This window comes from Streptomyces sp. NPDC086989 (assembly GCF_044745505.1).
Taxonomy (GTDB): Bacteria; Actinomycetota; Actinomycetes; order Streptomycetales; family Streptomycetaceae; genus Streptomyces.
Genome location: NZ_JBIVAL010000001.1, coordinates 214,209 through 236,169, shown reverse-complemented (window position 1 = coordinate 236,169; position 21,961 = coordinate 214,209). Strand labels below are relative to the sequence as shown.

The window sequence follows — 21,961 nt, the reverse complement described above, 5'->3', positions numbered from 1 at the left end:
TGGTGCAGCCCCGGAGGTGGCGATGGCGGCAACACTCAAGGACGCTACGGCGATAGTCGGGATCGGCCAGACCGCCTTTGCCAAACGGCTCCCCGAGTCCGAGAAGGAACTGGCCTGCCGCGCCATCCTCGCCGCGCTCGCCGACGCCGGAATAGCGCCCTCCGAAGTCGACGCCTTCTCCTCGTACACGATGGAGGAGACCGACGAGGTCGAGGTCGCCAAGGCCATCGGGGCCGGCGACGTCACCTTCTTCTCCAAGATCGGCTACGGCGGCGGCGGTTCCTGCGCCACCGTCGGCCACCTCGCGGCCGCCGTCGCCACCGGGCAGGCCGGCGTCGGCGTCGCCTGGCGCTCGCGCAAACGCGGCTCCGGCCCGCGCCCCTGGAAGAACACCGCCGTCCAGCTGCCCACCCCCGGCCAGTGGACGCGCCCCTTCGGGCTGCTGCGCCCGGCCGACGAGATCGGGATGCTGGCCCGGCGCTACATGCACGAGTACGGCGCCACCCGCGACCACCTCTTCAACGTCGCCATGGCCTGCCGCAACCGGGCCAACGAGAACCCGGCCGCGATGATGTACGAGCGCCCCCTGACCCGCGAGATGTACATGACCTCCCGCATGATCAGCGAGCCGCTCTGCCTCTTCGACAACTGCCTGGAGACGGACGGCGCGCTGGCCTGCGTGATCGTCTCCGCCGAGCGCGCCCGGGACTGCCGCCAGAAGCCCGTGTACGTGCACTCCGTCGCGCAGGGCCTGCCCGCCCAGCACCACGGCATGGTCAACTACTGGAACGACGACCCGCTGTCCGGGCCCGCCTGGACCGCCGCCCGGCACCTGTGGAAGCACGCCGACTTCGGGCCCCAGGACGTGGACGTGGCCCAGATCTACGACGCCTTCACCCCGCTCATCCCGCTGTCCCTGGAGGGCTACGGCTTCTGCGGGCGGGGCGAGGGCGCCGCGTTCACCGAGGGCGGCGCCCTGGAGATGGGCGGGCGTCTCCCGATCAACACGGGCGGCGGCGGTCTGTCCGAGGCGTACGTGCACGGCTTCAACCTGATCAACGAGGGCGTCAAGCAGCTCCGGGGGATCTCCACCGCCCAGGTGCCGGACGCCGCGACCTGCCTGGTGACGGCGGGCGAGGGTGTCCCGACGTCCGCGATCCTGCTGCGAGCCTGAGGAGCCGAAGATGACCGCCGACACCACCGACACCGCCGCCGTCGGCGCCGCCGACACCGCTGGCGCCGTGGGCGCCGTGGGCGACGCGGCCCGCGCCGAGGGGCTGCTCCTGCCCGTCCCCGACGAGGACGGCGCACCGTTCTGGGAGTACGCCGCCCGGGGCGAGCTCCGCGTCCAGGCCTGCACCGCGTGCGGCCGGCTCCGCTTCCCGCCCAGACCGTGCTGCCCGCACTGCCAGTCCTTCGACTCCGAGTGGCGGCCCGTGTCCGGCCGCGGCCGCATCTGGTCGTACGTACGGCCGCACCCGCCGCTGCTCCCCGCGTACGCCGAGCAGGCCCCGTACAACGTGATCCTCGTGGAGCTCGCCGAGGCCCCGCACATCCGCCTCGCCGGGAACCTGGTCACCTCTCCCGACGCCCCGCTGAACTCGGTGGACCCGGCCCGGCTGCGCATCGGCGCCCGGGTCCAGGTGGTGTTCACGCGGACCGGCGGGATCACCGTGCCGCGCTGGGTGCTGGAGAAGTCGTGACGCTGCGGGTGGAGCGGGACGAGGAGAGCGGGGTCGCGGTCGTCACCCTGGACCGGGAGCGCAAGCACAATGCGATCGACCTGGCGACCGCCGCCGAACTGGCGGACACGTGGCGGGGGTTCCGCCATGCGGAGGACGTCCGCGCGGTGGTGCTGACGGGGGCCGGCCCGGCCGCCTTCTGTACGGGCATCGACCGGGGCGTCCGCGTCCCGCAGCCCGCCTCCCCGTACTCGGTCGACGACCCGCTGCTGTCCGTCGGGCCGAAGGCGAACGACCTGTGGAAGCCGGTGGTCGCCGCCGTCAACGGCATGGCGTGCGGCGGCGCCTTCTACCTGCTCGGCGAGTCGGAGTTCATCGTCTCCTCGCGCACCGCCACGTACTTCGACCCGCACACGACGTACGGGATGGTCAGCGCGTACGAGGCTGTGTACATGGCGCAGCGGATGCCGTTCGGGGAGGCCGCCCGGATGGCCCTGATGGGGACGGCGGAACGGCTCTCCGCGCAGCGGGCGTACGAGATCGGACTGGTGTCGGAGCTGTCGGCGCCGGAGGAGCTGCTGCCGACGGCGGTGCGGGCGGCGCGGACGCTGGCCGGGTATCCGACGGAGGCCGTGCAGGGCACCGTACGGGCCCTGTGGTCGGCGAAGCAGGCCGCGCTGGCGCAGGCGCTGGCGCAGGCCCCGGCGCTGATCTCGCTGGGCAATCTGCCGCCGGAGCGGCAGGCGGACCTGTTCACGGGCCGCCGGGCGGCGGCGCCCGAGCCGCGGATCCGCTGAGGCCGCGGGTGCGCCAGCGCCTGTCGTGGCACTCCCGGCATCGCCCGGCGGGGCAGACGGCAGTCTGACGTCAGGCCCTAGTTGATCGTGCCGAGGACGCAGCCGGTGACCTCGGCCGCCTTGCCCTCCTGGACCATCGCGGCGGTGACGGTCCGGGTTTCGCGCGCCTTCAGCGAGACCCGGACGGAGGTCCGCTCGACGACGCCGGACGCGCCCTGGAAGACGACGGGGACGTCGATGAGGCGTGCGGTGTCCGCGTCCGAGGTCACCTTGAGGACGGCCTTCGGGCTGCCGGGGCCGGCGCAGGTGACGACCTGGGCGTGGGCGGGCGGGCCGGCGCTCTTGCTGGGCGACGGCGTCGAGTTGCCGCTGCCGTTGCCGTTGCCGTTGCTCCCGCTGCTGCTGCTGTTGTTGCTGTCGTAGCTGCTCCGCTTCTTGGAGCTGGAGCATCCGCCTCCGCCGCTGCCACTGCTCTTGCTCCCGTGCCCGTGTGACGAGAATCCGGTGAGCGCGAAGACGACGGCCACCAGCACCGCGGTGAACCTGATCCGACGTCCAGCCACCATGGCCCGATTCCCTCCCCTGGACAACGGCGGGCCACGCTACCACCGCTCGCGCGCCCGGGGACGGGGCTCGGCGGCCCGCCTCGTGCAGGAAACGTGAGGGCTCACCCGGGGCTTGGCCCGTGCACAGTTGCCATGCATATGATCAAACCTGGCCAACGGGGGAGGCGTGTCGTGTCCGGTTCCTTGTGGCGCAGTAGAAGCTGATCATGCTGTAACAGGGGGATGCGGTGCTGACCTACTCGGAAGTCATGACCACGGACCTGAGCCTGCTGACGACGGCCGCCGGCAAGTGGGAGTCGATGGCCGGTGAGATCAAGAAGGTCGAGACCCGCTACGGCGAGACCGTCCAGAAGATCACCATGGGCGACTCCTGGTCCGGCGTCAGTGCCGGGGCCGCCCACACGCGCTTCCAGGCGACCCGGTACGAGTACGCGGCCGCGCAGACCCAGGCGAAGGCGATCGCGAGCCTTCTGCGGGACGCTCACACGCAGTTCGCCGACCTGAAGAAGAAGCTGGAGAGCGCCCGCGACGACGCGATAGCCGCCGGCATGACGGTCTCCGAGGGGGGCAACGTCGCCTTCGACTGGGGCAAGCTCACTCCCGCCGAGCGCAGCGCGTACCACCACGACCCCGACGGCCAGAAGACCATCAGCGAAGCCGTCAGCAAGTGGCAGAAGCACATCGACGACCGCGTGAAGGCGGTCGACGAACTCGACCAGAACGTGAAGCTCGCGCTGAGCGCCGAGGTCGTCGACAGCAACAAGGACGCCCTCGGCAAGGGCGCCGACGAGACGCTCGACGGCTTCAACGCCGGCGCCGAGGGCAGCCTGGACAAGGCCGTGAAGGACGCCAAGGCGGCGAAGGCCGCCGAAGCCGAGGAGAAGCCGAAGGAAGACGACGGCTTCACGTTCACCGGGCCCGATGCCGGGATGAAGCTCACCGGCACCAAGTACGGCAAGGAGGGGTCGTTCAAGCTCTACGCCGATCTGGCCCACATGACCTACAAGGGCGAGTACACCAACGGCTCGCTGACCCTCGCTGGCGTCGACGACATGTACCTCGGAGCCAGGGCCAGCGCGAACTGGGGCTTCACCAACAAGGGCCTCGTCGCCAAGGCCGAGACGTCCGTGGGCATCCGGGCGATGCTGGAGGGCCACGCCAACTACGGGTACGTGGGCGGCTACGCACGCGCCGAGGGGTTCGCGGGCGGCGAAGCCTCCGCCGGAGCCACACTGGGCAAGGACGGCTTCAACGGCAAGTTCGCGGCGTTCGCCGGTGAGAAGGGGAGCGTCGCCACGGGCGGGGAGGTCGCCGGGCTCGGCGCCGGTGCCACGGCCGAGGGCTGGGCCGGTGTGGGCGCGGAATTCAAATGGGACTTCGGCAAGGGGGAGGACGGCAAATACCACTTCGGCGGCAAGGGGGGCCTCGCCCTCGGTATCGGCGGCGCCGTCGGTGGCGAGTTCACGGTCGATCCGGGCAAGGTCAAGGACGCGGCGGTTGACGCGGCCGACTGGGTGGGCGACACGGCCGGCTCCGTCAAGGACGAGGTCACCGGCTGGTTCGACTGATCGACTGATGTACTCCCCTCTTGGAAGGAAGGCTAGAAATGCCCACGACCCTACCCGTGCCGATCGAGTTCAGCCTGCCCGAAGGCTGGCGGTCCGCCCCTCCGGACGAGGTGGGCGCACCCGGTGTGGCGTTCATCGCTCTGCACGAACATCCGGACGACGGCTTCACCGCCAACATCACTGCCGACGGCGACTTCCGCCCGGACGGGGCGACGCTCGCCGACATGGGCGACGAGTCCTTGGACCGGCTGCGCGAGGCCGGCGCCGAGTCGGTGGTGGTGACCAGCCGCCGCGATCTCGGCTCCGAGGCCTCCCCGGGCCTCGCCCAGCGGCTGACCCTGTCCGCCGTCGGGGCCGGTGTGCGCCGCGACCTCGTCCAGTCCCAGGTCTACCTCGCCGTACTCGACGAGAAGGACCCGCACCGGCGTGCGGTGATCCGGCTGATCCTGACCTCTACCGCGGCGCAGGAGGAAGACGTCCTGGGCGACTTCCAGGCGTTCCTGCGCACCGTCAGCCTCGACACCGGGGCAGAGGCGTAGCGATGGGACGGCTCTGGGACAGGTTCATGGGCACATGGCGCGCCGACGCCGGCGCCGACGCGATCCCCACCACGGAGCTGCGGGCCGCACTGCTCGCGCTGAACGACACGGACGTGGTGTTCACCGTCCGTGAGGCAGGCGGCGGCAGCGCCGACCTGGTGGCGGAGTGGAAGGTCTTGGAACCCGCCACCGGGAGGGGTCTGAACCGCCAACAGGTGGAGCGGACTTTCAAGATCTGGATGCGCCTGCTCCCGCAGGAGCGCGAGGTACGGGCCATGGACGAGCACTGGGCGGTGACCCGGGCCGGGGCCGCGCCCGGACGCACCGTGCGGCGCGAACGCGGCCGCGGGCCGATCCGCCACCGGCAGGTGCAGTGGACCCTCGAACGCGGAGCCGACGGGCGAACGCGGAAGGTCGAGTCGTTCCGCATGGACACCCGGGACTTGAAGGACCCGCTGCGCAAGACGGTCGTCGGGGCCGGATGGACCTGGCGCGGGGCCCTCAAGCTCTGACGCAGGCGGCGCCGAAGCGCCGCAGGCCGGCCCTGGCGCGGGGTGCTCCTCAAGCTGTGACCACGCGGCGGCGGCCCCGACCCCCGGTGAGGGGGCGGGGCCGCCGGGCCCGTGCAGGCGGGGATCAGGCCTCGACGACGCCCGAGGCCGCGATCTCGATCTTGGCGCGGGTGGCGCCCGAGGGGGTGCCGAGCTTCTCGATCTGGTCCACGATCTCCGAGCCCTCGACGACCTCGCCGAAGACGACGTGCTTGCCGTCCAGCCACGGGGTGACGACGGTGGTGATGAAGAACTGCGAGCCGTTGGTGTTGCGGCCGGCGTTCGCCATCGACAGCAGGTACTTGCGGTCGTGCTTCAGCGTGAAGTTCTCGTCCTCGAACTTCTCGCCGTAGATGCTCTTGCCACCGGTGCCGTTGTGGTTGGTGAAGTCACCGCCCTGGAGCATGAACTGGGGGATGACGCGGTGGAAACCGGAACCGGCGTAGCCGAAGCCGTTCTGGCCGGTGGCCAGCTCGCGGAAGTTGCGCGCCGTCTTCGGGACGACCTCGTCGAAGAGGTTGAAGACGATGCGGCCGGCGGGCTGGCCGTCGATGTTGATGTCGAAGTAAACGTTGCTCATGGGGTCCATCCTGTCACTCCAGGTGCTGCGCGCGACCCGGAGGGGCCCGAAACCCCTCACCCGGCCGTACGCGTCCCCGTGCCCTTGGCCGCGTCCAGGGCGTACACGCAGCGGTCCTTGCTGCACGCGTAGACCACGCCCGCCTCGGCTACCGGGGCCCCGGTGATCTCGCCGCCCGTGGCCAGCTTCCAGCGCAGCTGGCCGCCCGCCGCGTCCAGGGTGTACAGGCAGTGGTCGGCGGAGCCGAAGTGCACCCGGCCGTCCGCGACCACCGGCGGGCCGGTGATCTCGCCGCCCGCGGCGAACCGCCACTTCGGGGTGCCGGTGACCGCGTCGAGCGTGTACAGGGCGCTGCCCGCGCCCAGGTGGACGTTGCCGTTCGCGACCAGCACCGGGTCCGAGGAGGTCCGCGGCTCGGTGGCGATGCGCCAGCGGTCCGTGCCGGTGACCGCGTCCAGGGCGTACACGGTGCCCAGGTAGTCCGCGAGGTAGACCCCGCCGCCGGTGACCGCCGCGCCGGGCGCGAACGCCGGGGCGGCCAGGAACACCGCCGGGGCCTCGAAGTGCCAGCGGACCCGGCCCGAGGCCCGGTCCACCGACAGCACGCGGGTGCCGGCGGCGATGTAGACGTTGCCGTCGGGGGCCGGGTTGACCCGTACGGGGACGTTGCCGCAGGAGGCCGCGTCGCCGACCGGGTACGACCAGGCCTCGAGGCCGCTGCGGGCGTCCAGTGCGCGCAGCCGCGCGTCCTGCCACACGTAGACCGTTCCGTCGTGCAGGACGGGGGCCGCCTCCGGGGTCTCGAAATCGCTCTGGGCGCCGGTCAGCTCCCACAGCTTCTGCCCGTTCGAGGCCTCCCAGCCCTGGACGCCGCCGCCGCGCGTGGCGGTGATGACGGTGCCCCGCTCGGCGCGCAGCGCGTACACCCAGGCGTCGGTGTTCAGCCGCCACCGCTCGGAGCCGTCGCCGGCGTCGAGGGCGTAGAGGGACGGGCCGTCGGAGGCGTGGATGCGGCCGTCCGCGACGGCCATGGACCAGGCGACGTCGCGGGTCTTGAACTGGCGGCGGCCGCTGGCCACGTCCAGGGCGTGCACCTCGAAGGAGGTCACGTACAGCAGGTCTCCGGCGACGGTCGGGGTGCCCCAGACCTCGTTCGACATGCGGAAGCGCCAGGGCCGCCAGCGGCCGCTGTCCGGGGCCGGGCCGGGGCTCGGCACCACGGCGGAGGAGGCCGGGGAGGACGCCGGACCGGCCACCGCGCCGCCGCCGGGCGGGCGGACCCAGCCCGTCGCCGAGTCCGCGGCGGAGGCGTGCGCGGCGGGCGGGGAGGCGGCGCCCGCGCGCGGCCCGGGCCCGATCGGCACGGGGGAGCCGCCGATCAGCACGGGCTCCCCGGACGGCGCCGGGGACGCCGGCCGCGGCGGGTGCTGCGGGCGCTGGGGCAGGGCCTGGCCGGTCCGCGGGTCGACCCAGGGGTCGGCGCCGCCGCGCGGCTCCCGGCGGTGCGTGGCGGCCTCGGCGCCGCGCCCCGCGGAACGGCCGGGGGCGGGGACCGGTGCGGCGGGCGTGCGCTGGCCCGCCCGCCGGGCCTCGATCATCGCGACGGCCCGGCCCGGCAGCCACGCCGAGGCGGTGCCGCTGTCGTCGCCACCGTCGAAGAGGTGCGGGGCGAGCTGCGCCTGGAGGTCGGCGGGGGTCGGGCGCTGGGTGGCGTCCATCTGCATGCAGGAGTCGATCAGGGGCCGCAGCTCGTCCGGGAGCCCCTCCAGGTTGGGCTCGTCGCGCAGCAGCATGAACACCGTCTCCACCGGGTTGGCCCCGTGGTACGGCGGATGCCCGGTCGCGGCGAAGACCAGCGTCGAGCCGAGGGAGAAGACGTCGCTGGCGCCCTTGACGCTGCGCGAGTCCTTCGCCTGCTCGGGTGACATGTACGCGGGCGTGCCGACGGCGACGTTCGTCATGGTCAGGCGCGTGTTGGAGACGCCGCTCGCGATGCCGAAGTCGATCACGCGCGGGCCGTCCTCGACGACGAGCACGTTGGACGGCTTCAGGTCGCGGTGGACCAGGCCGGCGCCGTGGATGGACTGGAGGGCCTCGGCGATGCCGGCGGCGAGCCACCGTACGGCCTGGGCGGGCATCGGCCCGCACTCGTTGACGATCTCCTCCAGGGAGGGCGCCGGGACGTACGCGGTCGCCAGCCACGGCACGGCGGCCCGCGGGTCGGCGTCGACCACGGCCGCGGTGTAGAACCCGGAGACGGCGCGCGCCGCCTCCACCTCACGGGTGAAGCGCACCCGGAACAGCTGGTCCTCGGCGAGCTCGGTGCGCACCGTCTTGATCGCCACCCGGCGTCCCGATGCCGACCGTGCGAGATAGACCAGCCCCATGCCGCCGGCGCCGAGCCGTCCCAGCACCTCGAAGGGGCCGATCCGTCTCGGGTCGTGCTGCGTCAGCTGCTCCACCACTCGCCTCCACACCTCCCCGTACGGGCCCTTGCCTGGCCCGTTCCACCTGCACGCGCCGCTGCACGGCGGTCGGCCCCGTGCAGCGTCTCACCCCGGGCGCCGCCCGGGGTCGCGCAACCCCGATTCTGTCAGGCCCGCGCCGGGGCCGTGTCGCCACAGTCCGCTGGGGCCGGACGGGCGGACCCGCCGGGGCGGCCCGGCGGCGCCTACGGCGTCGGCCCCGTACGCGCCTCGGAGAGCAGTGCGAACACCGCGCCCTGGTTGTCGGCGACGACCGCAATGCGCCCGTACGGCGTGTCGAAGGGGTCGGCGGTGACGCGGCCGCCGAGCCGCTTCACCGTCGCGACGGACTCGTCGCAGTCCGGGACGGCGAAGTACACGAGGAAGTGCGCCGGCATGATCTCGGGGAACGCGTCGGTGATCAGGCTGCGCCCCAGGACGGCGGTCTCCGCCCCCGGCCTGCTGCCGGGCGGGGACCACAGCCGGTATTCGACGCCCGATCCCGCGTCGTCCTGGTCCTCGGGGACGTAGCCGAAGACGTTGGCGTAGAAGACGTCGACGGCGTCGCGGGCCCGTGTGTAGAGCTCGCTCCAGCAGTACGTGTACGGCTCCTGCTGGGCCTCGAAGCCGTGGTGGGTGCCCGGCTGCCACAGGCCGAAGACGGCGCCGCCGGGGTCGGCTGCCAGCGCGGCGCCGCCGTACGGGCCCACCGGCTGGGGGTCCATGACCATCTGGCCGCCGGAGGCGCGGATGCGGGCGGCGCACGCGTAGGCGTCGGAGGTGTAGAGGTAGATCCCCCAGACGGTGGGCATACGGCCGTCGGGTTTGGGCGCGAGGGCGGCGACGTTGCGGCCGCGGCTGTAGGCCTGGGTGTAGCCGCCGTACTCGGGTCCGGCGCCGGCGCCGAAGGTCCACCCGAAGAGCTCACCGTAGAAGCGCTTGCCCGCCTCGACGTCCGGAAGCGAGGCGTCCACCCAGCAGGGTGTGCCCTCCGCGAATGCGGCCATGGCCCGTTTCCTTCCGTTGTGCCCCTCGGCCATGATCTGCCCGAAAACTTGTCCACAGCCTGTTGACAAGACTAATCGGGGGATTTCGAGAGGAAGCGGGCGGGGCGGCCGGGGCCGGCGGCCGCTGGATTTCGCACAGGATCCGCCCGCGATCCGCCCGGGTCCCGCCCGGCGCGTACCCGGAATCGGCACCTCCATGGCGGCTCCCAGTCGCTCCGGCCGCACGGGAGCTGTCCGGAACCGGCCGCCCGCGGCGGTGCGGCGCGCGGTCTTCGCCCAGGCCAGGTGTCGGGTAACCCCATTTGCAGGCGGCCGAATCGCGCGCGGATCACCCCTCGGTAAGCTGACGGCATGACAGGACAAGTACGCACCGTCGACGGCCGCGTGGCCGGCCGGCGCGGTCAGGCGACGCGGCAGAAGCTGCTCGACTGCCTCAGCGAGATGCTCAGCTCCTCGCCGTACCGCGACGTCAAGGTGATCGACGTCGCCCGCAAGGCCGGCACCTCCCCCGCGACCTTCTACCAGTACTTCCCGGACGTCGAGGGCGCCGTCCTGGAGATCGCCGAGCAAATGGCCACCGAGGGCGCGCAGTTGACCGCGCTCGTCGAGGGCCGCAACTGGGTCGGCAAGGCCGGCTGGCAGGCCGCCGAGGAACTCGTCGAGGGCTTCCTGGACTTCTGGCGGCGCAACGACGCGATCCTGCGGGTCGTCGACCTCGGCGCGGCCGAGGGCGACAAACGCTTCTACAAGATCCGCATGAAGATCCTGAACTCCGTCACCAACTCCCTCACGGAGTCGATGAAGGAGCTCCAGGCCAAGGGCAAGGTCGACAAGGACCTCAGCCCGGCGGCGATGGCGGGGTCGCTGGTGGCGATGCTGGCCGCGGTCGCCTCGCACCAGAAGGGCTTCCAGACCTGGGGCGTCAAGCAGGCCGAGCTCAAGCCGAACCTGGCGCTGCTCGTCCACCTGGGCGTTACCGGCAAGAAGCCGACCAAGTAACGGCGGACCCTCCCCGGGTCCGCCGCCCTCCCCCGTCGCCGGCCCCTCGGCCGTCCGCCGCGATCAGCGACGCTCCAGGCGGAACAGCCGGATCTCCCGCTCGATGCGTGCCTGGTACGTCGCGTACGGCGGCCAGAACCCCAGCACGGCCCGCCACACCGCCGCGCGTTCCTCGCCCTCCAGCAGCCGGGCCCGTACGGCGATGTCCCGGCCCTCCCAACTCACCTCCGCATCAGGGTGCTTGAGCAGGTTCCCGGTCCATGCCGGGTGCCCCGGGCGGCCGAAGTTGGAGCCGATCAGGATCCAGCTGGCGCCTCCCTCCTCCGGCATGCAGGCGAGCGGCGTGGTGCGCGGTTCGCCCGTCCTGGCGCCCTTGGCGGTCAGGATCACCCCGGGGAGCATCCGGGCGCTGAGCATGACCTTGCCGCGGGTCAGCTTGTGCACCGCCTTGTCCATGGCGGGGATGAAGTGTGGTGCGATCTTGGCGAACAGCATGGTCGAGGAGACCTTCTGCATCAGCTTGACGCCGGGAGCCATCAGACGACCGCCTTCTCCTGGGGTGGGGTGAACAGGCCCGCGTGGTGGGCGGCGTGCGCCCGGAGCCGGTGGACGGGGCCGAACAGCAGCTCGTCGGCCGCCGCCCGCTTGAAGTACAGGTGTGCGTCGTGCTCCCAGGTGAAGCCGATGCCGCCGTGCAGCTGGATCGCCTCGCCCGCCGTGATCCGCAGGGCCTCCAGGGCCTGGGCGAGGGCGAGGCCGCCCTGCCGGGGGTCCCAGGCGGCGTAGTAGGCCGCCGAGCGGGCCGCCTGCACCTGTACGTAGAGGTCGGCGAGCCGGTGCTTGACCGCCTGGAACGAGCCGACGGGCCGGCCGAACTGCTCGCGCCCGCGTACGTACTCCACCGTGCGGGCCAGTGCCTGCCCGGCCGCGCCGGCCGCCTCGGCGGCGAGGACCGCGGCGGCGGTGCGACCGGTGGCGGCCAGGGCGGCGAGGACGCCCGCGCCGGCGTCGGCTCCGGGGGCGTCGGCTCCGGTGTCGGCACCGGCGTCGGCGCCCAGCAACTCGGCAGGGGTGTCGCGGAGTTGGATGCGCGCCTGGGGGCGGGTCTCGTCCAGGGTGGTCTGCCGCGACCGGACCAGCCCCGGGGCGTCCTCCCGTACGAGGAACAGCAGGGTCCGGCTGCGGGCGAACCCGCCGGTGTGCGCGGCGACCAGCAGGAGCGGGGCGCTGTGCCCGTCGAGCACCTGGGCGACCTCCCCGTACAGCCGCCAGCCGCCGTCGCCGTCCGCGCCCGCGCGGGCCTGCACACCGCCGGCCCGGCCCCCGCCGGCCCAGTCGCCGGGGGCGTTGTCGCCGGTCAGGGCGAGGGCCGTGGACAGCGCCGGGCCGGGGACGGCGAGGGCCGCGGTGAGCCCGCCGGCCGCGAGCGGCGGCAGCAGGGCGGAGCGCTGGGCGTCCGTGCCGAGGGCGGTGATCAGCGGTACGGCGAGCGCGGCGGTGGCCAGCAGCGGCGAGGGCAGCAGCACCCGCCCGGTCTCCTCGCACGCCAGAACAAGGTCGGCGGGGGTGCAGCCGACGCCCCCGTACTCCTCGGCGACGGCGATGCCGGGCAGGCCGAGCTGCTGCGCGAGCTGCCGCCACAGCTCGCGGTCGTGTCCGGCGGCGGTGCGGACGGCGGCCTTGACCTCGTCCGGACCACAGCGTTTGCCCAGGATCTCGCGCAGGGTGCGGCGCATCTCGTCCTGCTCCGCGGTGAAGGCGGCGTCCATCGTCTGGCTCCTCCCGGGGGCACCTCCCGGCGGTGGCCGGGGGTATCTGACGGGCCGTCATGTTAGGCGGGGGGACGGCAGATGCACAGGGGTCGGGGACCTCCGGGAGCGGAGGGGATCCCCGGACGCGGACTAGAAACTGACAGAGCGTCAGATGTACCGTCTCCCCATGCCTGGACCCACACCTGCACCCCGTGACGGACGCCGCAGGGTCGCCGTCGTCGGCGTCGCCCTCTCGGACTGCGGCCGGGTGGACGGCCCCACCCCGTACGCCCTGCACGCGCAGGCCGCCCGGCGCGCCCTGGCCGACTCCGGCCTGGACCGTTCCGTCATCGACGGCTTCGCCTCGGCCGGCCTCGGCATCCTCGCGCCGGCCGAGGTGGCCGAGTACCTGGGACTGCGGCCCACCTGGGTCGATTCCACCTCGGTGGGCGGCTCCACCTGGGAGGTCATGGCGGCGCACGCGGCGGACGCGATCGCCGCCGGGCACGCGAACGCCGTCCTGCTCGTCTACGGCTCCACCGCCCGCGCGGACATCAAGGCGCGGCGGCGCACGTCGAACCTCTCGTTCGGGGCGCGGGGACCGCTGCAGTTCGAGGTCCCGTACGGGCACACGCTGGTCTCGAAGTACGCGATGGCCGCGCGCCGCCACATGCACGAGTACGGGACGACGCTGGAGCAGCTCGCCTCGGTGGCGGTCCAGGCCCGGGCGAACGCGGCGACCAACCCGGACGCGATGTTCCGCGATCCGATCACGGTGGAGGACGTGCTGTCCGGCGAGACGATCGCGGACCCCTTCACGAAGCTGCACTGCTGCATCCGCTCGGACGGCGGCTGCGCGGTGCTGCTGGCGGCGGAGGACTACGTACCGGACACGGCGAAGGAGCCGGTCTGGATCCTGGGCGCGGGCACGTCGGTCTCCCACACGACGATGTCGGAGTGGGAGGACTTCACGGTCTCCCCGGCCGCGGTCTCGGGCCGCACGGCGTTCGAGCGGGCCGGACTCACCCCGGCGGACGTGGACCTCGCCCAGATCTACGACGCCTTCACGTACATGACCCTGGTGACCCTGGAGGACCTGGGCTTCTGCGCGAAGGGCGAGGGCGGGGCCTTCGTGGAGAAGGGCCGTCTGCTGCGGGACGGGGAGCTCCCGGTCAACACCGACGGCGGTGGCCTCTCGGCCTGCCACCCGGGCATGCGCGGCCTGTTCCTGCTGGTCGAGGCGGTCCGCCAGCTCCGCGGCGAGGCGGGCCCGGACCGGCAGGTCACGAAGCGGGGCGGCCGCCGCCCGGAGGTCGCCCTGGCCTCGGGCACGGGAGGCTGGTTCTGCTCGTCCGGCACGGTGATCCTGGGCCGGGGCTGAGAGGGGCGCGCCCGCCCGTCCCTCCCGCCTGCCCCTCCCGGCACGCCGTCTCCCGCCACGCCGCCGTCACCCGCCACGCCGCCGTCGCCCGGCGCGTGGGATCACTGCCCCCGCGGACCGGTTGGCGGTCAGTAGGTCCAGCGTGGCTGGGCGCCGTCCAGGCGGCAGTGGATCAGGCGGCCGTTCTCGGCATGGGTGGTGCTTCCCAGGTCGGCCTTGCGGCAGAACTGTCCCGCCTTGTAGCAGTTCCCGGCGTTGGAGACGATCTCGCAGCCGCCGCTCGCGGGCTCGGCCGGTGCCTTCGTCGGCGCCTCGGTGGCGGCCGGGCGCGGCGCACCGCCGCTCCCGCCGGTGGGAGCGGGCTTCGCGTCGGGCGTCCGCACGACCGGCGGGGCGGGCGCGGCCGCGGGCGTCGGGGTGGCCGTGGGGACGGCGGACGGCGTGGGCGCCGGTGCGGGCGTGTCCGTCGGGGTCGGGGCCGGGGTCGGCGTGGCCGTCGGGGCCGCGGACGCCGACAGGCTCGGCGGCGGCGACACGGCCGGGCCGCCGCCCTCCGCGGGGCCGCAGGCCACCGCCGCGCAGGCGACCAGGAAGGCCACCGCCGCGCGCCGGAGCGCCCCGCCGCGTATCAGGTTCGTTCTGCTGCCGCCGTTGCGCATGATGGGCCCCCACCTCAAGTCGTTGAAGGCTGCACATCATAGGAACGGCAAAGGCTCGGAATCCGGCGAACGCCGAAGCTGCTCCGATGGTGTTCGATGGACGCCATGACCCGCGAGATCACGAGCGACGAGACGGCCGAGATCGAGGCGTTCCACGCCACCCTGCATTCCCTGCGGGTGTGGGACGGCCCGCTGCCCTCCTTCGATCCGGAGGCCGCGCCGGCCGAGCCGCTGGCGCTGTTCCGGGAGTGGTTCCTGCACGCCGCCGCGGCCGGGCAGCCCGAGCCGCACACGATGAGCCTGGCGACGGTGGACGCCGAGGGGCGGCCCGACGTGCGGATCCTGATGCTGCACGACGCCGACGGGCACGGCTGGCACTTCGCCTCGCACGCCACGAGCGCCAAGGGCCGCCAGCTCGCCGGGCACCCGGACGCCGCGCTCGGCTTCTACTGGCCGTCCGTGGCCCGGCAGGTCCGGATCCGCGGCCGGGTCACCGCCTGCGGGCCGCATGAGAGCCGGGCGGACCTGGCGGTCCGCTCACGGGGAGCGCTCGCGGCGGCGCTGACCGGCCGGCAGAGCGAGGTGCTCGGCAGTGTGGACGAGCTGCGGCGAGTCTCCGAGGCTGCCTGGGAGCGGGCCGGTACGGAACCCGACGCCCCGGCCCCGACCTGGACCCGGTACGTCCTGGACCCGGCCGAGGTCGAGTTCTTCCAGGGCGACGCCTCCCGCCGGCACGTACGGCTGCGCTACCGCCGCACCGGAGACGGCAGCGACTGGATCCGCGAACTGCTGTGGCCCTGAGGGCCGTCCCGTACCCCCGGCGGACGCGCGACGCCGGCTACGGCACCTCGCCGCGTTGTCGGGACGCCCGGATACGCCCCGTATGCGGACGACCCTCCGCCGTGCGGTGCACCGCATCCGACGCCGCGCGCTGGTCCACCGGGGATCACGGGACGGCCCTTGGCCTGCGTCACCCTGACACGCGCTGGGATCTCCTGCCGGTGCCGCCACGGCCCCTCTCCCCGGTCATGCCGGGCTCGCGGCGGGCTGATCCGGCCTGATCCGAAGGGCAGGCCCTGGTGTCCTGCGGCCCGGCCGTTGCCGCCGGGCAGATGTCCAGCGGTGCCCCCGGCGCCGCTGCGGGCGCCCCTGCCGGTCTGCGTGCAGCCCCCGGACGGGTGCCGCGGGCCCACCGCGCCGACCTCGCCTGGCCGCGACCGGCCCCGACGCCGACCGCCGGCTGGACATCACCCAGGCCTTCGCGGGCCCCGCGGCGCACGCTCCTCCGGCCATCCCGAGGTGGATCGGCGCGCTGGTGGCCCGGCGCCGCGGGCGGCCGACGGCCGACCGGTCGCCTACTGGCGGGGGCCGGCCTACTGGCGGCCGGGCGGCTCGCGGCCGGTCCACTGGCGGCCGGACGGCTCGCGGCCGGTCCACTGGCGGCCGGACGGCTCGCGGCCGGTCGGCTCGCGGCCGGGCTGCAGCCGCTGTATGCGGCCGGGCGTCCGCCGGGCCGCAGCGCCCGCCGGATGCACCGGGGCGACACTGGCGGGACCCCGCCGGACCGGCGGCGGTGAGGGCGGCGGCCGACGACGGCGACGAGACCGCGCCGATCCTCGTCGTGGCGGGTGAGCCGCACACCGACCCCGATTCCGCGTGGCTGCGTGAACAGCCCTCCCGCCGCGCCTGGTCAGGCCGCGTCCGCGCGGTCCGGCCGGAAGACCGCGATGCTGACGCCCTCCGCCGCCTCGCGGAACGTCACCCGCAGCGGCAGGCCGATCCGCAGGTCCGCCGGGTCGCAGTCGACGACCTCCGTCATCATGCGCGGGCCCTCGGCCAGGTCGACCACGGCCGCCGCGTACGGGACGCGCGTCCCGAACGGCGGGAGGTCGTTGTGGTGGATCACCGACCACGTGTAGAGGGTGGCGCGGCCGCTCGCCGGCTCCCAGGACACCCGCTCCTCACCGGCCCAGCAGTGCGGGCAGAACTCGCGCGGGTAGTGGTGGGCCCGCCCGCAGTCCGCGCAGCGGCGCAGCAGGAGCCGGCCCTCGGCGGCCGCGTCCCAGTAGGGCCGGGTGAAGTCGTCGGGCTCGGGGAGGTCGTGGCGGGCACTCACAGGAACAGTCCGATCGCCGCGTCGAGGGACCAGGTCTGCCAGGCCATCGAGAAGAGCGCGACGAGCGAGATGAGCGCCATCATCGCGTTCTGCCCCTGCTCGGCCCAGTCGTGGATCATCAGCACCAGATACAGCAGGTTCAGCAGCAGCCCGCCGACCAGTGCGACCGGGGTCAGGAAGCCGAGCACCAGCCCCAGACCGAGGGCGAGTTCCGCGTAGACGACGACGTACGCCATCAGCCGCGGGCGTGGCTGGACGACCTTCTCGAAGCCGCCCTTCACGAACGGCCAGCGGTGCTTGCCCGCGACGTCGGCGGCCCAGGCGATGCCGGTGCCGCGCTCGAACCAGCCCTTCTTGTCCTTGTGCCGCCAGCTCTCCAGCCACCACAGGCCGAGCCCCGTCCGGAGCACGGCGAGCCACTCGGCCCCACTGAGCCAGATGCTCTGCATCGGCCCTCCCCTTCCACTGATCTGACGGTACGTCAGTTCAGCGGATCCCCGCCGATCCCGCAAGGCCCCCGCCGGGAACCGTCCGGGCCTCGCGGACGCCCTGTCCCGACGGAGCCGGGGCGGCCGCCGCGGCCCTGCCGTGATCGATCCGCAATCGATTCCCTCCTTGTCCGAGACCCATCAACGCTGTGTGTCGATACGATCACTCCTCATGCCCGCAGTCCCCACAGCCCCCGAGATGTCCACCCAGCCGCGCCCGGTCTACGTCATCGGCGCCGGCCCCGGCGGCCTCGCCGCGGCCGCGGCGCTGCGCGCCCGCGGGGTGCGCGCGGTGGTCGTCGAGAAGTCCGATGCCGTCGGCACCTCATGGCGGGGGCACTACGACCGGCTGCACCTGCACACCACCCGACGGCTCTCCGGGCTCCCGGGGCTGGCCATGCCGCGCCGGTTCGGCCGGTGGGTCTCGCGGGACAACGTGGTGCGGTACCTGGAGAAGTACGCCGAGTTCCACGCGCTGGAGATCGTCACCGGCGTCGAGGTGACCCGGATCGACCCCGCCCCCGGCGGGGACGGCTGGCTCCTGCACGCCACCGGCGGCCGGGTCCTCGACGCCCGGGCCGTGGTCGTCGCCACCGGGTTCAACCACACGCCCGCGCTGCCGGACTGGCCGGGCCGCGACACGTACGCCGGGCAGCTGCTGCACGCCCGCGACTACCGCAACGCCGTCCCGTACGAGGGCCGGGACGTGCTCGTCGTCGGCGTCGGCAACACCGGTGCCGAGATAGCCGTCGACCTCGCCGAGGGCGGGGCGGGGCGGGTACGGGTCGCCGTGCGCACCGCCCCGCACATCGTGCGCCGCTCCACCGCGGGCTGGGCCGCCCAGCGCACGGGGATCCTGGTGCGGCGGCTGCCGGTGCGGCTCGTGGACCGGATCGGCGCGCTCGTCGCCAAGGCGTCCGTCCCCGACCTGGCCGCGTACGGGCTCCCGCGCCCCGACACCGGCCTGTACAGCAGGGTCAAGGAGGGTGCGGTCCCGGTCCAGGACGTCGGCCTGATCGACGCCGTGCGCGCGGGCGAGGTCGAGCCGGTCGCCGCCGTCGCGTCCTTCGACGGCGGCGAGGTGGTGCTCGCGGACGGCACGCGGATCGCCCCGGACGCCGTCATCGCGGCCACCGGGTACCGTCGCGGCCTGGAGGGCCTGGTCGGGCACCTGGACGTGCTCGACGGGCGCGGGCGCCCGCGCACGCACGGCACCCGCACCCCCGCACAGGCCCCCGGCCTGTACTTCACCGGCTTCACCAACCCCATCAGCGGGATGTTCCGCGAGATGGCCCTGGACGCCGAGAAGATCGCCCGGGCCCTGTCCCGTCGGCTCGGCCCCCAGGTCGCGCGACAGCCGTTCGAGGAGCTGCCGGACACCGGCCTGCGTCCGGTCGACCCGCTCGCGTAGCCGGCCGCGGAAGCGGCCGAATCGCGCCCTGGACCCACCCCGGAGGCATCTGTCACCGTTCCCCACACCACCTCCACCACTTTCCTGCGCAGCACTGTTCCTGACGACGCGTCAGTTCAGTAATCTGACTACGCGTCAGTTATTGAGCTTCATCGAGCAGGAGCGGGCGGAACGATGCTTGGATCTACTCACGGCACCCTCACCACCGACTTCCGCGCACGTGTCGAGGCCTGCGGGGAAACCCCCAGGACGGCGGTCCACTCCACGGCGGCGCCGTCCGCCTCGGACACGGTCGCGCTGGACGTCAGCGGACGGCCCCTGCACGCCGATGTCCCCGACCTGGACCGGCTCTTCCGGCCCGAGTCCGTGGCCGTCATCGGCGCCTCCGACGCCGAGGGCAGACCGAACACCGGCATCACGCGCCAGCTCATCGCCTGGGCCGAGCGCGTCGGCGCCCGGATCCACCCCGTGCACCCCACCCGCCCCACCGTCTTCGGACTGGCCTGCCACGCGTCCGTGGCCGACCTGCCCGAGCAGGTCGACCTCGCCGTCCTCCTCGTCGGCGATCCGCTGCCCGTGATCGAGGAACTGGCCGAGGCCAAGGTCAAGTTCGCCGTCGCCTTCGCCTCCGGCTTCGCCGAGACCGGGGACGCGGGCGCCGCCGCCCAGGACCGGCTCGCCGATGCCGTGCGGCGGTCGGGCCTTCGCCTCCTCGGCCCCAACACCAACCTCAACGCCTTCGAGGAGTTCCGCGACGACCTCGACGGCCCGGCGATCGCCCTGATCACCCAGTCCGGCCACCAGGGCCGTCCCGTCTACACCCTCCAGGAGCTGGGCATCCGGCTCTCCCACTGGGCTCCCACGGGCAACGAGGCCGACCTCGAAACCTCCGACTTCATCTCCTACTTCGCCGAGCAGCCCGAGGTCGGCGCCATCGCCTGCTACGTGGAGGGCCTCAAGGACGGCCGTTCGTTCCTGCTGGCCGCCGACCGGGCCGCCCGCAACGGCGTCCCCGTCGTCGCCGTCAAGGTCGGCCGCACCGAGACCGGGGCCCGGACGGCCGCCTCCCACACCGGGAAGCTGACCGGCGCCGACACCGTCGTGGACGCCGCGATGCGGCAGTTCGGCGTCATCCGCGTCGACGGACTGGACGAGCTCCAGGACACCGCCGCGCTGCTCGCCCGGGCCCGCACACCGCAGGCCGACGGGGTCGTCGTGTACTCCATCTCCGGCGGCACCGGAGCGCACTTCTCCGACCTGGCGACCGAGGCGGGACTCAGCCTCCCCACCCTCTCCCCGGCCAAGCAGGACGAGCTCCACCAGTGGATACCGCAGTACCTGAACGTCGCCAACCCGGTGGACAACGGCGGCCACCCCGTCGGCGACTGGCGGGGCCGGAAGATCATCGATGCGATCCTCGCCGACCCCTCCGTGGGCGTGCTGATCTGTCCCATCACCGGGCCCTTCCCGCCCATGAGCGACAAGCTCGCGCAGGACCTGGTGGACGCGGCCGAGCAGAGCGACAAGCTGGTCTGCGTGGTCTGGGGCTCCCCGGTCGGCACCGAGGAGGCCTACCGCACCACCCTGCTCGGTTCCTCCCGGGTGGCCACCTTCCGCACCTTCGGCAACTGCATCACCGCCGTCCGCGCCTACCTCGGCCACCACCGCTTCACCGCCGCCTACCGCTCCCCCTTCGAGGACGCGCCGCGGACCCCGTCCCCCTCGTACCGCAAGGCGCAGGCGCTGATGCGCCCGGGCCAGCAGCTCAGCGAGCACGCGGCGAAACAGCTGCTGCGGGCCTACGGGATACGGGTCCCCCGCGAGCAGCTCGTGACCAGCGCGGCGGCCGCGGTCCGGGCGGCCGGCCTGGTCGGCTACCCGGTGGTGATGAAGGCCTCGGGACCGCAGCTGGCGCACAAGACGGAGCTGGGCCTGGTGAAGATCGGCCTCACCTCGGCGAGCCAGATCCGGGACGCCTACCGGGAGCTGACGGACATCGCCCGCTACGAGAACGTCCCGCTCGACGGAATCCTCGTGTGCCAGATGGTGGAGCGCGGGGTCGAGATGGTCGTCGGGGTCACCCAGGACGACCTCTTCGGGCCGACCGTCACCGTGGGCCTGGGCGGGGTCCTGGTGGAGGTGCTCCACGACGCGGCGGTACGCGTCCCGCCGTTCGGCGAGGACCAGGCGCGCGCGATGCTGAGCGAACTGCGCGGCCGCGCACTGCTGGAGGGGGTCCGGGGGGCGCCGCCGGCGGACGTCGACGCGCTGGTCGAAGTCGTGCTGCGGGTGCAGCGGATGGCGCTGGAGCTGGGCGGCTCCCTGGCGGAACTGGACGTCAACCCGCTGATGGTGCTCCCGCGCGGGCAGGGGGCGGTGGCACTGGACGCGCTCGCCGTCTGCCGCTGACCCACCCGCACGGGGCCCGCCCGCACGGGCCCCACCCGCGCTAGGCCCCGCCCGCGCGGGCCCCACCCGCGCTAGGCCCCGCCCGCGCGGGCCCCACCCGCGCTGGGCCCCACCCGCGCTGGGCCCCACCCGCACGCACCGCGGAAACCACCACCACCCCGAACGGGAGTCCAGCCCATGACGAGCGCCCCCCACGGCCCCGCCGGCGAAGTGCTGCACCGGATCGAGGGCGGTGTCTCGTGGATCACCCTCAACCGTCCCGAGGCCATGAACGCCGTGACCTGGGACCAGCGCGAGCGCGTCATCGCCCTGCTCGGCGAGGCCGACGCCGACCCCGCCGTGCGGGCCGTCGTCGTCACCGCCACCGGCAAGGGTTTCTGTGCGGGCGCCGACCTGCGCGGCGCCCCCGCCACACCGGGCGAGCGGGTCGCGGGCGACGTGGCCCGCATGATCCGGCTCGGCGCGCAGCGCCTGATCACCGCCGTGCTCGACTGCGAGAAGCCCGTCATCGCCGCCGTCAACGGCACGGCCGCCGGCATCGGCGCGCACCTGGCGCTCGCCTGCGACCTCGTCATCGCCGCCGAATCGGCCCGGTTCATCGAGGTGTTCGTCCGCCGCGGCCTGGTCCCCGACGGCGGGGGCGCGTATCTGCTGCCGCGCCTGATCGGCCCGCAGAAGGCCAAGGAGCTGATGTTCTTCGGCGACGCCGTCCCGGCGGCCGAGGCCGCACGGCTCGGCCTGGTCAACCGGGTGGTTCCGGGCGAGGAGCTGGAGGCCACCGCCCGCGCGTGGGCGGAGCGCCTCGCGCAGGGCCCGACCCGCGCCCTCGCACTGACGAAGCAGCTGGTCAACGCCTCCCTGGACGGTGGCCGGGCGGCTGCGCTGGCCGCCGAGGCCACCGCTCAGGAGATCAACATGACCACCGCCGACGCGAACGAGGGGGTGGCGAGCTTCGTGGAGCGCCGCCCGCCCAAGTACCTCGGGCGGTAGCA

General features: G+C 73.7%; 21 protein-coding genes. 12 read left to right on the top strand and 9 right to left on the bottom strand.

Annotated elements, in window-relative coordinates:
- The first annotated feature begins 22 nt into the window (after positions 1-22).
- The 3 genes from ACIPK4_RS01165 to ACIPK4_RS01155 all read left to right on the top strand — a co-directional run bounded on the left by ACIPK4_RS01165 (position 23) and on the right by ACIPK4_RS01155 (position 2,479).
- Positions 23-1,174 (top strand): lipid-transfer protein, encoded by a 1,152-nt coding sequence (locus ACIPK4_RS01165; protein ID WP_402308265.1) that lies wholly within the window; start codon positions 23-25, stop codon positions 1,172-1,174.
- A gap of 103 nt (positions 1,175-1,277) precedes the next feature.
- Positions 1,278-1,703, top strand: a complete 426-nt coding sequence (locus tag ACIPK4_RS01160; RefSeq protein ID WP_402309051.1) for a Zn-ribbon domain-containing OB-fold protein — start codon at positions 1,278-1,280, stop codon at positions 1,701-1,703.
- Positions 1,700-2,479, top strand: a complete 780-nt coding sequence (locus ACIPK4_RS01155) for an enoyl-CoA hydratase/isomerase family protein (RefSeq protein WP_402308262.1) — start codon at positions 1,700-1,702, stop codon at positions 2,477-2,479. The genes ACIPK4_RS01160 and ACIPK4_RS01155 overlap by 4 nt, the downstream gene beginning before the upstream one ends.
- A 77-nt stretch (positions 2,480-2,556) precedes the next feature.
- Here the strand turns inward: ACIPK4_RS01155 and ACIPK4_RS01150 are convergent, their stop codons facing one another.
- Positions 2,557-3,045, bottom strand: a complete 489-nt coding sequence (locus ACIPK4_RS01150) for a hypothetical protein (RefSeq protein WP_402308259.1) — start codon at positions 3,043-3,045, stop codon at positions 2,557-2,559.
- A 248-nt stretch (positions 3,046-3,293) separates the two neighbouring features.
- On the opposite strand from ACIPK4_RS01150, the gene ACIPK4_RS01145 reads away from it, so the two are divergent.
- Genes ACIPK4_RS01145 through ACIPK4_RS01135 form a run of 3 tightly spaced genes read left to right on the top strand, consistent with a single transcriptional unit; the run spans position 3,294 to position 5,664 of the window.
- Positions 3,294-4,613: a hypothetical protein gene (locus ACIPK4_RS01145; RefSeq protein WP_402308256.1), complete on the top strand. Its 1,320-nt coding sequence runs from the start codon at positions 3,294-3,296 to the stop codon at positions 4,611-4,613.
- A gap of 38 nt (positions 4,614-4,651) precedes the next feature.
- On the top strand, positions 4,652-5,152 hold the full coding sequence (locus tag ACIPK4_RS01140) for a hypothetical protein (protein ID WP_402308253.1): 501 nt from the start codon (positions 4,652-4,654) through the stop codon (positions 5,150-5,152).
- 26 nt (positions 5,153-5,178) lie between these two features.
- A complete protein-coding gene (locus ACIPK4_RS01135; protein WP_402308250.1) occupies positions 5,179-5,664 on the top strand; it encodes a hypothetical protein in 486 nt (161 codons plus the stop codon).
- Positions 5,665-5,788: 124 nt separating this feature from the next.
- Here the strand turns inward: ACIPK4_RS01135 and ACIPK4_RS01130 are convergent, their stop codons facing one another.
- The 3 genes from ACIPK4_RS01130 to ACIPK4_RS01120 all read right to left on the bottom strand — a co-directional run bounded on the left by ACIPK4_RS01130 (position 5,789) and on the right by ACIPK4_RS01120 (position 9,755).
- A complete protein-coding gene (locus ACIPK4_RS01130) occupies positions 5,789-6,283 on the bottom strand; it encodes a peptidylprolyl isomerase (protein WP_054222446.1) in 495 nt (164 codons plus the stop codon).
- A gap of 56 nt (positions 6,284-6,339) precedes the next feature.
- Complete coding sequence (locus tag ACIPK4_RS01125) at positions 6,340-8,745, bottom strand: PQQ-binding-like beta-propeller repeat protein (protein WP_402308247.1); 2,406 nt, start codon at positions 8,743-8,745, stop codon at positions 6,340-6,342.
- Positions 8,746-8,954: 209 nt separating this feature from the next.
- Positions 8,955-9,755 carry a VOC family protein gene (locus ACIPK4_RS01120; protein ID WP_376196569.1) on the bottom strand — a complete coding sequence of 267 codons (801 nt, stop codon included), beginning with the start codon at positions 9,753-9,755 and terminating at the stop codon, positions 8,955-8,957.
- Between the two features lie 351 nt (positions 9,756-10,106).
- Between ACIPK4_RS01120 and ACIPK4_RS01115 the strand changes: the two genes are divergently transcribed.
- Positions 10,107-10,754, top strand: coding sequence for a TetR family transcriptional regulator (locus tag ACIPK4_RS01115; RefSeq protein WP_030873289.1), 648 nt, complete (start codon positions 10,107-10,109; stop codon positions 10,752-10,754).
- A 63-nt stretch (positions 10,755-10,817) separates the two neighbouring features.
- Here the strand turns inward: ACIPK4_RS01115 and ACIPK4_RS01110 are convergent, their stop codons facing one another.
- Positions 10,818-11,291 carry a nitroreductase family deazaflavin-dependent oxidoreductase gene (locus ACIPK4_RS01110; protein ID WP_402308243.1) on the bottom strand — a complete coding sequence of 158 codons (474 nt, stop codon included), beginning with the start codon at positions 11,289-11,291 and terminating at the stop codon, positions 10,818-10,820.
- Positions 11,291-12,523, bottom strand: a complete 1,233-nt coding sequence (locus ACIPK4_RS01105) for an acyl-CoA dehydrogenase family protein (protein WP_402308240.1) — start codon at positions 12,521-12,523, stop codon at positions 11,291-11,293. The genes ACIPK4_RS01110 and ACIPK4_RS01105 overlap by 1 nt, the downstream gene beginning before the upstream one ends.
- Before the next feature lie 169 nt (positions 12,524-12,692).
- Here ACIPK4_RS01105 and ACIPK4_RS01100 point away from each other — a divergent pair, with 169 nt between their 5' ends.
- A complete protein-coding gene (locus tag ACIPK4_RS01100) occupies positions 12,693-13,886 on the top strand; it encodes a thiolase C-terminal domain-containing protein (RefSeq protein WP_402308238.1) in 1,194 nt (397 codons plus the stop codon).
- Between the two features lie 128 nt (positions 13,887-14,014).
- On the opposite strand, the gene ACIPK4_RS01095 is transcribed toward ACIPK4_RS01100, so the two are convergent.
- Positions 14,015-14,545 carry a hypothetical protein gene (locus ACIPK4_RS01095; protein ID WP_402308236.1) on the bottom strand — a complete coding sequence of 177 codons (531 nt, stop codon included), beginning with the start codon at positions 14,543-14,545 and terminating at the stop codon, positions 14,015-14,017.
- A gap of 105 nt (positions 14,546-14,650) precedes the next feature.
- Here ACIPK4_RS01095 and ACIPK4_RS01090 point away from each other — a divergent pair, with 105 nt between their 5' ends.
- Positions 14,651-15,346, top strand: a complete 696-nt coding sequence (locus ACIPK4_RS01090) for a pyridoxal 5'-phosphate synthase (RefSeq protein ID WP_402308234.1) — start codon at positions 14,651-14,653, stop codon at positions 15,344-15,346.
- 889 nt (positions 15,347-16,235) lie between these two features.
- Here ACIPK4_RS01090 and ACIPK4_RS01085 read toward each other — a convergent pair.
- Both ACIPK4_RS01085 and ACIPK4_RS01080 read right to left on the bottom strand, forming a co-directional pair.
- The gene (locus ACIPK4_RS01085; RefSeq protein ID WP_402308231.1) at positions 16,236-16,661 is read right to left on the bottom strand and encodes a Zn-ribbon domain-containing OB-fold protein; all 426 of its coding nucleotides are present in this window, start codon (positions 16,659-16,661) and stop codon (positions 16,236-16,238) included.
- Positions 16,658-17,110 carry a DoxX family membrane protein gene (locus ACIPK4_RS01080; protein ID WP_376196563.1) on the bottom strand — a complete coding sequence of 151 codons (453 nt, stop codon included), beginning with the start codon at positions 17,108-17,110 and terminating at the stop codon, positions 16,658-16,660. The genes ACIPK4_RS01085 and ACIPK4_RS01080 overlap by 4 nt, the downstream gene beginning before the upstream one ends.
- A gap of 211 nt (positions 17,111-17,321) precedes the next feature.
- Between ACIPK4_RS01080 and ACIPK4_RS01075 the strand changes: the two genes are divergently transcribed.
- From ACIPK4_RS01075 to ACIPK4_RS01065, 3 genes are all read left to right on the top strand, one after another.
- On the top strand, positions 17,322-18,560 hold the full coding sequence (locus ACIPK4_RS01075; protein ID WP_402308227.1) for a flavin-containing monooxygenase: 1,239 nt from the start codon (positions 17,322-17,324) through the stop codon (positions 18,558-18,560).
- Positions 18,561-18,734: 174 nt separating this feature from the next.
- Positions 18,735-20,969: an acetate--CoA ligase family protein gene (locus tag ACIPK4_RS01070; RefSeq protein ID WP_402308224.1), complete on the top strand. Its 2,235-nt coding sequence runs from the start codon at positions 18,735-18,737 to the stop codon at positions 20,967-20,969.
- Between the two features lie 177 nt (positions 20,970-21,146).
- Positions 21,147-21,959, top strand: coding sequence for an enoyl-CoA hydratase/isomerase family protein (locus tag ACIPK4_RS01065; protein WP_402308221.1), 813 nt, complete (start codon positions 21,147-21,149; stop codon positions 21,957-21,959).
- The last annotated feature ends 2 nt before the right edge of the window (positions 21,960-21,961 follow it).